Genomic DNA, 13,709 nt, shown 5'->3' with positions numbered 1-13,709 from the left:
TCAGAGGTAGTAGACACGGTTTTCGATGCTGCCACGGATGCGTCCGTACAGATTGGCGAGGTGGAAGAGCCACATTCCCGTGGTGTTTCTCCGGACCTTCCTCGGAATCAAGGGATTTCGGAAGACAATGTAGGCAATCGTGTCAGCCAGGGCAATGGGCGACCGACGAGGCATACCGTGGTCGCGGAAACTCGCGTAGAGCTTGGCATCGGCACGTCCGCCCGCCACGTTCTGCCGCCAGTGTTCTAAGTACGAGTCACGCAGGCGGTAAGCGGTCACGGCGTCGGTGGCCTGTCCGAGAGTAAAGCCTCGCAATTGAAGTCGCACGCAGAACTCGAAGTCTTCGCCGGAACCGGTGTATTCCTCGTTCCATCCACCAAGTTCGTCGATGAGCGATCGGGGTGCGGCAAAACTGCAGCTCGGCGTGACCGGGAGGTATCCGTGGATGATCGGTAGAGTACCGCGTGCCGGAAGTGGCCGCCAGGAGGCAACGTCGGCAGAGTTGATCGACGCCGTTTCGAGAGTGCCGCCCACTGCGTCGTAGCGCGTGCATGCTTCCACCATCGCGCTGAGCCACCCGGAGTGGACGCGGTCGTCGGCGTCGGCGAATGCGATCAGCTCGCCCTTGGACTGTGCCACACCGGCATTGCGGGCGTGCGCCGCACCGGGCTTGTCGCTGCTGTCGATCAGCCGTAGCGCGAGCGCGGCCGCGTGGGGATAGTTCTCCAGGTGCCGCCGAAGACCGTCGGTAGAACCGTTGTCGCTGACGATTACTTCGAAGCGGCCTACGTAATCCTGTGCGGCCAGCGCGTCCAGCTGTTCGTCGATCAGTTCGGTGGCGTTGTACGCGGGTATGACAACCGACACCAAGTCCGGGAGTGGGCTGGGCATCTGACCTCCGAATAGTGGGGACCCGAGCAGGTAGAGCCCGAGCGCGCCTCCACTCTATTCGGTTGCCGCGAACTTCTGGGCCGTCAGAAAAGATGGGCTGTCAGAAAAGATGGGCGCTCAGAGAAGCTCGTCCGCCTCGTCGCGTAGGGCGGCGCGCCTCTGGTGGCGCTTGACGACCAGGACGGCAGCAGTGAGTCCGATGAGCGCACCGACTCCACGGCCGGCCCAGGTTGCGATTCCCTCGCCCGGCCGAGCCATCAGTTGTGCGACGACGCCGATCAGTGCGATCACGTAGACGGACCCGGCCACGAGAACTCGGGGGTCGAGACCCTTCATGCTTGCGTAGACATCGACATCATGGACCTGTGCGTAGCGCAGCACCGCCATCGAACAGACAAACCATCCGATGATCAGTCCGAATGAGATCCACGCGCCGGTTCGTCCGGCAACCCACGGAAGAATTGCCGCCGCGATCAAGGCGATCCAGTACGCCAGTTGGAACCCGACCGCTGAGGCTTCGTTCCACACGTCGCGTTGGCGCTCGTCCTTGTAGAAGTCGTCGTCCAGATCGCCGACGAACCGCAGTGCCTTCATCATCGTGCTCATACTGTCTCCTCGGCATGTTCCGGTAGCGGGAAGAGTGTTTCGACGGTGGTTCCCAGCGCTCCTGCCAGCCGTATTGCCAGGTAGACACTGGGCGCGTAGTCACCGCGTTCGATGGAGACGATGCTCTGCCGGCTCACTTGCCCAGCTGTGGCCAGCTGCGCCTGGGTGAGCCCAATGAGGCGTCGGTGCTCACGCACTCGGTTGTCTCCGGCTCTTTCGACCATAGGAAAAGTAAAGGACACTTGTCATTCAATGTCAAGTAGACTTGTCACAGCGCTAGACCTCGATCGGCGGATGCAATCTATCCATCGTCCATTGCCGATTGCGCCGGGCGGCAAGCGAACTGGCGGTCAGTGATGCGATCAGCACGCCGCTGAGGACTGCGATGGACACCCAGAGCCTCGAGTCGATTCCGCCTACCGTGAGCTGGCGTAAACCGTTGACGGCGTACGTCATCGGATCGAACGGATGAATGATCTGGAAGGGTTTGGCTGTGGTTTCGACGGGATAGATTCCGCCGGCCGAAACCAGCTGCAACATCAGGAACGCCAGGGTGACAACGCGTCCGACGGACACACCGAATATCGCGTTGAAGGCTTGGATGAGTGCCATGTAGGTGGCCGTGATGAGAATGAGGAATCCGACGGTGCCCGCGATATGGGTGGCATGCAGTCCCACTCCGAAGTGCACCACCACGTACATGACGATTACCTGGCAGACGCCGATCAGCAGTGCCGGCCAGTACGACGCCAACACAACGCGCAGCGCTCCCAGTCCGTTGGCGATCGGGCGGTTCTGTAGTGGCTTGAGCAACATCCACGTGATGATGCCGCCCACGAACAATGCGAGAGGCAGGAAGAACGGAGCGAAACCGGTGCCGAAGGTGGCGGCTCGGTTCTTGTAGGTTTCCTGCAGTTCGACCGGACTGGAGAGCGTTTGCGCTGCCGCGGTGCGCTGCTCGTCAGTCCAACTCGGCACCTGCCCGGAGCCTTCGGTGAGCTTGGTGGCAAGTTCGGACGCGCCGGCCTGCAACTTCGGGGTTCCCTCGGCGAGTTGAGCGGCGCCGTCGGAGAGTTCGATACTGCCGTCGGTGAGCTGTACGAGACCACTGCTCAGTGTTTGGGCGCCGGCATTGACCTGTTGGCCTCCGTCGCGTAGCTGGACGAGTCCGCTGCGCAGTTCGCCGCCGCCGCCGACTGCCGCGCTCAGGCCGGCACGGAAGGTGCTCGACGGATCTCCGAGTTGATACGCGAGTTGCTGTGCGCCGCTTTTGAGCTCGGCCAGTTGTCCCATGGTGGATTCGCCGAACCCTTGGGTGCGCAGGATGTCCTGGGCGGGTGCCAACGCGTTGGCGATTTGCTGCGAAACGGGATCGGGATTCAGGCGCAGTGCTGCCACGGCTTGGCCCACCAACTGTGTTGCCTGAGCTTGCGTGTCGCCCAGAACATCGAGGGTGTCGACAACTTGGGTGACGCCGCCGCTGAGTTCTGTTGCGCCGTTGCCCAGTTGACCGGCACCCACATCGAGTTGTCCCAATCCGTCGGTGAGCGCCAGGATTCCACCGGTTGCGGTGTCGATTCCCGCCGATAGTTGCGCGGTACCGTCGGCAAGGGTGGCGGCGCCGTCGCGGGCGGTCACCATGTTGTCCGCCAAAGTCTTCGAGCCACTGGCAAGTTGGGCTGCGCCGTCGTTTGCGGTTGTCATGCCGGCGGAGAGTTGTTGTGCTCCGTCAGCGGCCTGTTTCAGCCCGGCGCCCGCGTCGGTGAGTCCCAGCAACACGGTCTCGACGGATTGTGCGCCGATCGTGGCGCCCACCTGGTTGAGAATCTGCTGGGCGGCATTTTGGCCGATGATCGTGGCCAGGTAGTTGTTCACGTCGTTGAAGGCGAACTGCAACTGGGCTTTACGTGGGTTGTCGGACGTGGGCGAGGCGACCGCTTCACTGAAATTCTCGGGCAGTGTCAACGAGAAGTAGTACGTGCCGTCCGAAACGCCCTGCGCTGCTTCGGCGGGGGAGACGAGGTGTAGGTCCAGTTCGCCGGAGTCGAGGAGGGCTTGGCTCACCTGGTCACCCGCGTTGAGTTCTTTCCCTTGAACCATGGCGCCGCGATCGATGTTGACCAGCGCGACCGGAACCTTGTTGACCTCGCCGAACGGATTCCAGAACGCCCACAAGTACATTGCGCCGTACAACAGTGGCATGAGGATGATGGTGACGAGTGCGATTCGGGGCATGACTCCCCGGGAGAACCGCTTCAGCTCGGTTCCGAGTGACATTCCTGCAAGCATCGCCGCTACCTCGCGCCTTCTTGATCGGGATAGGTGACATCGTCGCGCAGAGTGAGCACGTCGACCGGTGTTCCTTCGGGCAGCGGATTCACCGTGGAGCAGATGACGGTCTGATATCGGCCCAGGTCGGCGAGTCGCTCCACCAGGTAGGCGCGCTCGTAATCGCGTCGTACCTGCTCGAGGTCGTCGATGACGAGCACCGCGGTCTTCTTGGTGTTCGCGACGGCGATCCGCAGCAGGGTGGCTTCGAGTTCACCGAGATCGCTGACGTACTGACCGAGGCGCGGTAGTGGGTGATCGCCGAACACCGGCCCGCAGACGGCGGCGAGTTGCTCGTCACCGGCGCGGCCGATCAATTTGTACCATGGTGCATCCCAACGGATCTGCTCCGTGACGAGGTCGCGAACGGTGACCGACTGTGCCAGTTCGTCGATGTCCTCGAAACCGGCGATGGAGCAGATGTCGAAGATGTCGCGCGGGCGGGTACGTCCGAATACGTTCAGTGACCCGGAACTGGGCTTCAATCGCCCGCTCAGTGCCAGGAGCAGTGAGGTGCGTCCGGATCCGGCCGAGCCTTCGATGACGGTGACGCCGCCGGCTCCGATGTCGAGGTCTACCGGGCCGAATACCGGGCCCCACGGTCCGTCGAGGCGTAGTCCCCGCGCTGTTACTGCTGTCTCGCGCGTGTACTCGGGCTGAGATTCGTACGCCTCGTGCGGAGCGGCCACGGCGATCACCTTTTCGGGTTGGAGTCGGCAGTGCTGGTTCAGCCAACCACAGACAACCCGAACTGGTGCCCCGAGTGGGCGGCCGATCGTGAAGGTTTCTGCTCGCTGCGCGAGTAAAAACCTTCACGATCAGCGAACTGAAACGGGTCCGGCCGCCGAGGGAAAACCCTCAGCGGCCGGACCCGTTTCAGTCGATCAGAATGCAGCTTCGTCGATCTCCATGATGTCGTTCTCCGTGTTGGCGATGATCTCGCGTGACGCGGTGAGTTCCGGCAGTACGTTCTTGGCGAAGAAGGACGCGATGGCGACCTTGCCCTCGTAGAACGCCTTGTCCTTGTCGGAAGCGCCGTTGTCCAGCGCTGCGATAGCGATCTCCGACTGGCGCAGCAGCTGCCAGCCGATGATCAGGTCGCCGACAGCCATCAGGAAGCGCACCGAGCCGAGTCCGACCTTGTACAGCTCGGAAGGCTGCTCCTGGGCGCCCATGAGGAACCCGGTGAGGGTTGCCGCCATGGTCTGGACGTCTTCGAGGGCGGTAGCAAGCAGTGCGCGTTCCGCCTTGAGGCGACCGTTGCCTGCTTCGCTGTCGATGAACGTCTTGATCTGTCCGGCGATGTGAGCGAGGGCGACACCGCGGTCACGAGCGATCTTGCGGAAGAAGAAGTCCTGAGCCTGGATGGCGGTGGTTCCTTCGTACAGCGAGTCGATCTTGGAGTCGCGGATGTACTGCTCGATCGGGTAGTCCTGCAGGAATCCCGAGCCGCCGAGGGTCTGGAGGCTGTCGGTCAGGTACTGGTACGCGCGCTCGGAGCCGACGCCCTTGACGATGGGGAGCATGAGGTCGTTGACGCGGAACGCGGTGTCCTTGTCGGCGCCCGAGACATGCTTGGCGACGATCTCGTCCTGGTGCGCCGCGGTGTAGAGGTACACCGCACGCAGGCCTTCGGCGTATGCCTTCTGCATCGCGAGGCTACGACGCACGTCGGGGTGGTGCGTGATGGTGACGCGCGGTGCGGCCTTGTTGGTCATCTGGGTGAGATCGGCACCCTGGACGCGCTGCTTTGCGTAGTCGAGAGCGTTGAGGTAGCCGGTGGAAAGGGTGGAGATAGCCTTGGTGCCCACCATCATTCGAGCGTGCTCGATGACGTCGAACATCTGCGCGATGCCGTTGTGAACCTCGCCGACCAGCCAGCCCTGGGCGGGGACGCCGTGGCCACCGAAGGTGAGCTCACACGTGGTGGATGCCTTGAGGCCCATCTTGTGCTCGACGTTGGTGACGAAGACGCCGTTGCGCTCGCCGAGTTCGTTGGTCTCGAAGTTGAAGTGCGTCTTCGGGACGAAGAACAGGCTCAGACCCTTGGTGCCGGGGCCGGCGCCTTCGGGGCGAGCGAGGACGAGGTGGAAGATGTTCTCGAACAGATCATCCGAGGTTGCGGACGTGATGAAGCGCTTGACACCTTCGATGTGCCAGGAGCCGTCGTCCTGCTTGATCGCCTTGGTGCGGCCGGCGCCGACGTCGGAGCCTGCGTCGGGCTCGGTGAGGACCATGGTGGCGCCCCAGCCGCGTTCGACAGCAGTGGCTGCCCAGCTCTTCTGCTCTTCGGTGCCGTTGTTGAACAGCACGTCGGCGAAGGAGGGGCCGGCCTGGTACATGAATGCGGCCGGCTGCGCGCCGAGGAGCATTTCGGCGATCGCCCACACGACCGTGCGGGGGACGGGTACGCCGCCGACCTCTTCGCTCAGGCCCATGCGGAACCACTCGGCGTCCCACATGGTGCGGAAGGACTTCTTGAAGGATTCGGGAAGCTTCGCCTCGTGGGTCTCCGGGTCGAAGACAGGCGGGTTACGGTCGGCGTCGGCGAAGGACTCGGCGAGCGGTCCCTCTGCCAGTCGTGCGACCTCGGCCAGCATGCTGCGGACGGTGTCGGCATCGAGATCGCCCCAAGCGCCTTCGCTCAGTGGCTTTTCCAGTCCGAGTACCTCGAAGAGGTTGAACTCGAGGTCCCTGACGTTGCTCTTGTAATGGCCCATGTCTGCTTCTCCCAGTGAGGTGGTGCGGTCCAGCACTCCTAGTACCGCCCGAAGTTTATTACTCGTCGGTAACTTAATACATGTTACTAGTCGTTCTTTCAACTGCCAACATCGAATTTCCGTCCGATGACAAGTGCGTCGATCGCGATTCCCGTTTCGGTGTGTCTGTGCGGATTTCCGGCGATCTCGAAACTGAGCTGGTTTCCGAATTCTTCCATCAAATCCTCTGGCGTGTAGAGGATTTCGCGATCTTGTGGTCCGCCGACGCCGTAATCGACGTTGCTTCGGTCGTGACCCAAAATCATGAGGATTCCGTCAGGTTTCAGAGAATTTATGGCACGGTTCACAACCAACGTGCGCTGTGGTGCCGGCAGATGGAGGTACAGAACGAGCGCAAGATCGTAATTGTGGCCGTACTCGACCGTGGTGACGTCACCGCAGCGGTAGTCCAGTCGATCGACCACGGAGCGTGGGGATCGGGAGGCGATCGTGCGGGCCTTGTCGATCGCGACGGCCGAGTAGTCGATGCCGGTCACTTCCCAGCCTCGTGTTGCCAGCCACAACGCGTTGCGGCCCTCGCCGCAGGCCAGGTCCAATGCCTTGCCGTGGGGGAGGGCCGTCGCGTATTCCACCAGAAGCTCGTTCGGGGGAGCGCCCCAGACGAGTTCCGATCGTTCGTACTTCTTGTCCCAGTCGGCCGCGTCCATAAGTGACGACGGTAGTGGTACTCAGTGCTTGTGCAGTGCCGCCCGCGTCGGGACGGCGATCGACAGGAATCCCAAGGCGGCAGTGACGGCAACGATCGATCCGTAGACCGCCGGCGAGACGGTGGGTACCGGCGCGCCGGAGACGGCTATCGCGATCCCCACCAGCGGAGGTATGGCGATCAGTGTCCCGACCACAATGGCGATACCGACCACCATGACGGATTCGATCCGCATCATGGCGCGAACCTGATTGGTTCTGGCGGCCACGAGTTGCAGTAGGGCAAACTCTCTCGCGCGTTCCGCCGTGGCCGCGACCAAGGTGTTCACAACAGCGACAGCCAGATAACCGAGCAGAACAAGGACCGCGAGGATGCTCACCCAGGACTGCATCCGACGCTCGTCGGCGCCGGCGGCCCCGAACTGGTCCTGGTTCATTGCAGAGATAGAGGAGAAGGACTGCAGTGACTGCTGCACCTCATTGATGCGTCCAGGTTCGGCGCGCACCAGAACCGTGTCGATCAGCGCGTCGGTGGAGTGTGTCCGCAGCGTATCGACTGGCAGAGTGACGTCGCCGAAACCGAGTCCACGACCGTACTTCGCGACAACCAACGGATGTATCACCGTGCCGTCGCCGAGATGGAGATCGATGCGACCACCGACGCGGGCACCGAGGGCGAAGGCACCGTCGCTGCTCACGGCAACGGTGTCGTCGGTCAGATCGGCCAAATCTCCCTCGATGACATCGAGGTCGAGAGTGGACGCGGCGTGAGCGGCGTCGATTCCTTGCGCGGAGATCGGGGTGACCGCTGCGCCGGCCTCGTCACCACTCGTCACCGGCAGGACCTGACTGCGGACGACGGGGTTGGCGGCGCTCACTCCCGGAATTGCCCTGACGGAATCGACGAGCGCGGGTGCGATGCCGGCCGGAGCGCCCACGATCAGATCTGCGGTCACTCCCTTGATCGACTGATCGGTTGCCTCCGCGGCGACGGTTGACTGGCTGAAGAACTGCACGGAGCCCAGGGCGATGGCCAGAGCGAGCGGCACGATGGCGGAGGAGAGCCGACACGAGTGAGATTCGGCATTTGCGGCAGCCAGAACTCGCGGCGCTCGGGTGCTACGACGCAGTGGTCCGCCGACGGCCCGGATGATGGCGCGCACGAGCAGTGGGCCAAGCAAGGCGACGGAGAAGATCAGCAACAGCGCGCTGCTGCCCGCTCCGGCAGCTGCAGCCTCGCCGGGCAGGAACGCCGGGAGTGCGGACATACTCAGACCGAGGACGCCGAGCACGGCTCCGGTGACAATCCTGGGCCTACTCAATTCGGCTGGGCCGCGCTCGGATTCGCGCAGCGCCTCGGTAGGTTCGAGTTTTGCCGGGCGGCGGGCAGCCACCGCCGCTGCGCCCCGCGCGGTCAGAACGCAGATGACAAACGCGCCCAAAGCGGGAATCGGGCTGTATACCAAGGCAAAATCGGGAGGGATGACGCCGGCGCTCGCGAACTGTGCGCCCAGAACTTTCGCGAGCAGGAAGCCGGGGATCAGCCCGAGGGCGGCTGCGGCGGTAGCGACGAGGAGCACCTCGCGTCCGATCATCGTGTGAATCTGGCGCGTGGTCGCGCCGATTGCGCGCAGCAGAGCAAATTCTCGACGGCGTGCGTTGATCGAGAGTGACAGCGTGCTGGACACGACAAACATGGCGACCATCAAAGCGAGACCCGCAAACGACGCGCAGAGCGCGATCAACTGGGTCCGCGCAGCACCGGCGTCGAGGAATTCGATGCCGCCACGCGCGGTGCCGGCCGAGATCTCAGCGTCGGTGCCGGACAGGGCCTCGCGGGCGAGAGCGGCCGCGTTCACGCCTTCGGGTGCGATCACACCGACGGCGGTGACCGAGCCGTGATGCGGCCACAACTGTTCGGCCTCCTGGTCTTCGAGGAAGACGAGTGCCGGACGGTCCGGTGATGCTTCCGAATCCGAATCGGCTGTGCCGACAACGGTGTACTCGTCCACTATCCCGCCGTGCGCCAGCGTGATTCGCTCACCGACGGCAGCGCCGGTGGTGGAGACAACTTCATTGCTGTTCTGCGGTGCGCGTCCTCCGGTCAGCGAATACGGTGCCAATTGCGCTGTACGCCAAGGATGTGCGTCGAGTACGACGCCGTCGGCGGTGCTGACGGGGACGGAGATATCGGGAACGACGGTGGCATCGAGTGCATCGAGCTTGTGAACCACATCGCTATCGAGCAGAACCCGCTCGGCAAAGGGCTGATCGGCGTCTTCCTTGACCGCCAATGCCTGCGGCGCACTGACGACGGCATCGGCTCCGGCGTAGAGGTGCGGCGAGACTCCGCCTCGCACTCCCGATTCCAGCAGAATGCCCAACGCGCAGGTGAGGAGGGCGGCGCAGAACACGGATACGAATACGGCGATGAAGCCGGAGCGGTGTGCCTTCAGGTGGGCAACGGTATGAGCTTTCACGGTCACCAGTCCCCGAGGTGCGTCATGCGCTCGGCGACCTGCGCCGGAGTGGGCCGGTCGATGTGCCCGACCAGTTTTCCGTCGGCCAGAAACAGCACCCGGTCGGCATACGACGCGGCAACGGGATCGTGGGTGACCATGACAACGGTCTGATCGAACTCGGCAGCGGTGTGGCGCAGAAGTTCCAAAACCTGCTTCGCGCTGCGTGAGTCGAGCGCGCCGGTGGGTTCGTCGGCAAAAAGCGCGTCGGGTCGGGTGATGAGTGCCCTGGCGATGGCAACTCGTTGTTGTTGTCCGCCGGACAGTTCGGCGGGTGCGCGATTGCGCAACGCACCGAGTCCGACGGCCTCCAGAACGAAGGTCAGATAGTTTTTGTCGGCGGTGCGTCCGGCGAGGAGTAGGGGGAGTGTGACGTTCTGTTGCACGGTCAGCGCGCCGAGCAGGTTGTACGCCTGGAAGACAAAACCGACATGATCGCGCCGGAAGATGCTGCGGGCCTTCGGCTTCAGTCGTGACATGTCGGTGCCGCCCAGCCAGGTCGATCCGCTGGTCGGGCTGTCGAGACCGGCAGCGCAGTGCAGGAAGGTGCTCTTGCCGGAACCGGACGGGCCCATGACCGCGGTGAACGTGCTGCGGGGCAGGGTGAGGCTGACATTGTCGAGAGCAGTGACGCCGCCGCCCTTGCCGTAGACCTTGCCGTAGACCTTGCTGACTCCCTCGAGACGAACAGCCGCAGTGGTCGCCGTCGGCGCGGGGGAATTGAGGACCGCGTGTCGATTCTTCATGAACTCAACGCTATGGAGATTCGGCGCGTCCCGACATCCTGCAGAGTCCCGAATCAATGGTGTAGCCAGCTGTAGTGGATCTGCGCGGTGAGTGCGGCATGCTGGGACGGTGAAGCAGAGGTTTCGGGCAGTGCGCTACGTGCTTGTCGAGGGTTGCGCCGGCGTGGTGTCCCTGGCTTTGGTGATAGCGGGCATGGTCCTGCTCTCGTTGTCGGTGCTGATCGTGGGGTGGGCGCTGGTTCCGTCGTACGTGCGTGTGTTGCGGTGGTGGGCGGATCTTGCCCGTGCTCGTTCGGCTCGCTACTCGGGTTCTGCTGTTCCCCATCGCTATCCGCCCATGCCGGCCAACCCTGGGATCGGGGATCTGCGTCGGTTGCTCACCGAACGGTCGACGCGACGCGACGGCGGCTGGTTGGTTCTCCATGCGATGGGAGCACCCGTTGCCGGACTTCTCACCGTCGCGTTGCCACTGGGCGCGCTCAATACCTTTGCGGTTCCGTTCTATTGGCAGGCGATGCCCGCCGACGAGCCGGTGTCCAATCCCTATCCCGTGACGTCGTGGTGGGGCGCGGCGGGCATGCCCGTCATCGGTGCCCTGTATTTGTTGTTGGCGTGGTGGCTGATTCCGGCGATGGCGCGGTGGCTCGCTCTGTTGGCGTCGTCTCTCCTTGCGGATGATGCCCGGGCGGATCTGTCGCGGCGGGTGAGCGAATTGACCGCAAGTCGTGCGGCGGCGTTGGACGCACACTCGGCAGAACTCAAACGTATCGAGCGGGATCTGCATGACGGTGCCCAGAATCGTCTGGTGGCGGTGGTGATGATGCTGGGAATGGCCGAGCGGGCCCTGTCGAACAATCCGGATCAGGCGCTTCCGCAGGTGCATCGGGCACAGGCAGCGGCCACGGAAGCGCTGAGCGAGCTACGGGCGCTTGTTCACGACATCTACCCGCCGATTCTCGACGAACTCGGACTGGACGGTGCGGTGTCCGCTCTTGCTGGACGTTCAACCGTGCCCTGTGTGCTCGAGATCGAGAACCTACGACGCGCTCCGGCCGCGGTGGAGGCCGCTGCCTACTTCGTGGTGGCCGAGGCGCTGACCAACGTCGCCAAACACAGTGGAGCACACGCCGTCACTGTGCGAGCGGCCACGAAATCCGATCCTGAGACCATGACAATCGATGTTCTCGACAACGGACACGGCGGCGCGAGCGAGCGCCTCGGGGGCGGTCTCGCCGGCATCAGGCGTCGGGTCGAAGCATTCGAGGGAACTGTGGTCCTGGACAGTCCGGCCGGTGGGCCGACAACGATGAGGGTGGAACTGCCGTGCGGATACTGATTGCCGAGGACGATGCTTTGCTGCGTGAGGGACTGGCGCTGCTGTTGCGCGGGGAGGGCTACGAGGTCGTCGCGGTGCCGGACGCGGACCAGTTCCTGTCGGTGTTCGAGGAAACGGCCCCCGACGCCGGTGTCCTGGACGTGCGGATGCCGCCCACGTTCACCAACGAGGGTCTGCGGGCCGCGATAGAGGTTCGCAAGGCACGGCCAGGCTTCCCCGTTCTGGTCCTCTCGGCGTACGTGGAGGACCGCTACGCCGGTGAGCTGCTCGCGGGTGGCGCAGGCGGTGTGGGATACCTCCTGAAGGAACGTGTCGGCAAGGTCGCCGAATTTGTCGACGCTCTCGAGCGGGTGATCGGCGGCGGAACCGTCATGGATCCCGAGGTGGTATCCCAACTGATGAGCCGTCGTCGCGCCGACGATCCCATTCGCGCACTCACTCCGAGGGAATCGGAAGTGCTCGGTTTAATGGCAGAAGGGTTGGGAAATCAGGAAATCGCGCACAAACTGGTTGTCAGCGACACTGCTGTGAGCAAGCACATAGGAAATATCTTCGCGAAGCTCGGCCTGTCGACTTCCCAAAGCGGACATCGTCGGGTTCTAGCTGTTCTAGCCCATTTGCGGGCTTGACCGAACATCTGGACGGCGGACGCGCCGCAAGCGTAATGTGAGCCAGCCTCATGTTGTTGTCGTAACCTAACGGTGACCTGAGAGGCGTGGGCGTATGTCCGCTACGTAACGTGTGATCTCGGAAACGAGTCAAGCACCTGAAGCAACGAGGAGATCGATCAATGGGTAAGCCGATTGCCAGTGTGGCCGGAGGTCGGCAGTCCGTCCTTCTCGGGCTCGGCGTTCACCGCCCTGAGCGGGTTGTGACCAACGACGAGATCTGCGAGACGATCGATTCCACGGACGAGTGGATTCAGACCCGCACAGGCATCAAGTCGCGCCGCTTTGCCGGCGACGGCGAAGGCGTCGTCGCGATGTCTCTCGGTGCCGCACGTGGCGCCCTGGCTGCCAGTGGCATCGCTCCCGAGCAGATCGGCGCTGTCATCATCGCCACCTCCACCTACGACCTGCAGACGCCGCAGGCCGCATCGGTGATCGCTCACGAACTCGGTATGAACGGTCCGGCCGCATTCGACCTGGCTGCCGGCTGTGCCGGATTCAGCACCGCACTCGGTGTTGCCAACGACCTGATCCGCGGCGGAACTGCCGACTACGCACTTGTCGTCGGCGTCGACCGCATGAGTGACACCACCGAGCCGACCGACCGCAGTGTGCGCTTCATCTTCGGCGACGGCGCCGGCGCCGTCATCGTCGGTGTCAGTGACACCGTGGGAATCGGCCCCGTCGAGTGGGGTTCGGACGGAAGTCAGTCCGACGCCATCAAGCAGGAGCCGAGCTGGCTCGAGTTCATCGAGAAGCCCGAAGGCGCTCGGCCGTGGATCAAGATGGCCGGCACGGCCGTATTCCGTTGGGCTGCTTTCGAAATGGGCAAGGTTGCCACGCGCACGCTCGAGAAGTCGGGTCTGACCATCGATGACATCGACGCGTTTGTGCCGCACCAGGCCAACCAGCGCATCAACGAGGTCATCGCGCGCAGCATGAAGCTGCCCGAGGGATTCCCGGTCTCCAACGACATTGCCGAGACGGGCAACACGTCCGCCGCTTCGGTGCCGCTGGCCATGGAGCAGATGCTCCGCGACGGCCAGGTCAAGCCGGGCGACAAGGCCCTGTTGGTCGGCTTCGGTGCCGGACTGTCCTACGCCGGCCAGGTTGTCATCCTGCCGCCGCTCGGAACTGATCCGAACGCCTGATCTTCCTCACAGACGAGAGCCCGCGAACCGAACAGGTTC

12 protein-coding genes are annotated in these 13,709 nt (G+C 63.5%); 3 read left to right on the top strand and 9 right to left on the bottom strand.

Features of this window, described 5'->3' with window-relative positions; genetic code table 11:
• The 9 genes from R4P64_RS22095 to R4P64_RS22055 form a co-directional block, all read right to left on the bottom strand.
• Nucleotides 1-891, bottom strand: coding sequence for a glycosyltransferase (locus R4P64_RS22095; protein WP_317822747.1), 891 nt, complete (start codon nucleotides 889-891; stop codon nucleotides 1-3).
• A 117-nt stretch (nucleotides 892-1,008) separates the two neighbouring features.
• Entirely contained in the window at nucleotides 1,009-1,497 is a 489-nt protein-coding gene (locus R4P64_RS22090) for a hypothetical protein (protein ID WP_317541122.1), read from the bottom strand.
• Complete coding sequence (locus R4P64_RS22085; protein WP_095886997.1) at nucleotides 1,494-1,721, bottom strand: helix-turn-helix transcriptional regulator; 228 nt, start codon at nucleotides 1,719-1,721, stop codon at nucleotides 1,494-1,496. The genes R4P64_RS22090 and R4P64_RS22085 overlap by 4 nt, the downstream gene beginning before the upstream one ends.
• A 52-nt stretch (nucleotides 1,722-1,773) precedes the next feature.
• Nucleotides 1,774-3,786 carry a YhgE/Pip domain-containing protein gene (locus R4P64_RS22080; protein WP_317822746.1) on the bottom strand — a complete coding sequence of 671 codons (2,013 nt, stop codon included), beginning with the start codon at nucleotides 3,784-3,786 and terminating at the stop codon, nucleotides 1,774-1,776.
• A 5-nt stretch (nucleotides 3,787-3,791) separates the two neighbouring features.
• Nucleotides 3,792-4,523, bottom strand: a complete 732-nt coding sequence (locus R4P64_RS22075; protein ID WP_411742697.1) for an ATP-binding cassette domain-containing protein — start codon at nucleotides 4,521-4,523, stop codon at nucleotides 3,792-3,794.
• 186 nt (nucleotides 4,524-4,709) lie between these two features.
• The gene (locus R4P64_RS22070; RefSeq protein ID WP_033231684.1) at nucleotides 4,710-6,545 is read right to left on the bottom strand and encodes an acyl-CoA dehydrogenase; all 1,836 of its coding nucleotides are present in this window, start codon (nucleotides 6,543-6,545) and stop codon (nucleotides 4,710-4,712) included.
• A gap of 98 nt (nucleotides 6,546-6,643) precedes the next feature.
• Nucleotides 6,644-7,252 (bottom strand): class I SAM-dependent methyltransferase, encoded by a 609-nt coding sequence (locus tag R4P64_RS22065; protein WP_317822744.1) that lies wholly within the window; start codon nucleotides 7,250-7,252, stop codon nucleotides 6,644-6,646.
• A gap of 21 nt (nucleotides 7,253-7,273) precedes the next feature.
• Nucleotides 7,274-9,730 (bottom strand): ABC transporter permease, encoded by a 2,457-nt coding sequence (locus R4P64_RS22060; RefSeq protein WP_317822742.1) that lies wholly within the window; start codon nucleotides 9,728-9,730, stop codon nucleotides 7,274-7,276.
• Between the two features lie 2 nt (nucleotides 9,731-9,732).
• Nucleotides 9,733-10,515, bottom strand: coding sequence for an ABC transporter ATP-binding protein (locus tag R4P64_RS22055; RefSeq protein WP_317822740.1), 783 nt, complete (start codon nucleotides 10,513-10,515; stop codon nucleotides 9,733-9,735).
• A 109-nt stretch (nucleotides 10,516-10,624) separates the two neighbouring features.
• Between R4P64_RS22055 and R4P64_RS22050 the strand changes: the two genes are divergently transcribed.
• The 3 genes from R4P64_RS22050 (at nucleotide 10,625) to R4P64_RS22040 (ending at nucleotide 13,670) form a co-directional block, all read left to right on the top strand.
• Nucleotides 10,625-11,851 carry a sensor histidine kinase gene (locus tag R4P64_RS22050; RefSeq protein ID WP_317822738.1) on the top strand — a complete coding sequence of 409 codons (1,227 nt, stop codon included), beginning with the start codon at nucleotides 10,625-10,627 and terminating at the stop codon, nucleotides 11,849-11,851.
• Nucleotides 11,839-12,480, top strand: coding sequence for a response regulator transcription factor (locus R4P64_RS22045; RefSeq protein ID WP_141485034.1), 642 nt, complete (start codon nucleotides 11,839-11,841; stop codon nucleotides 12,478-12,480). Before R4P64_RS22050 ends, R4P64_RS22045 begins: the two co-directional genes overlap by 13 nt.
• A gap of 161 nt (nucleotides 12,481-12,641) precedes the next feature.
• Complete coding sequence (locus R4P64_RS22040; RefSeq protein ID WP_033231678.1) at nucleotides 12,642-13,670, top strand: beta-ketoacyl-ACP synthase III; 1,029 nt, start codon at nucleotides 12,642-12,644, stop codon at nucleotides 13,668-13,670.
• The last annotated feature ends 39 nt before the right edge of the window (nucleotides 13,671-13,709 follow it).

The sequence above is a fragment of the Rhodococcus sp. IEGM 1366 genome, assembly GCF_033142425.1.
GTDB classification, from domain to species: domain Bacteria; phylum Actinomycetota; class Actinomycetes; order Mycobacteriales; family Mycobacteriaceae; genus Rhodococcus_F; species Rhodococcus_F globerula.
The sequence above is the reverse complement of the archived record's forward strand: the minus strand, read 5'-3'. Positions and strand labels throughout refer to the sequence as shown.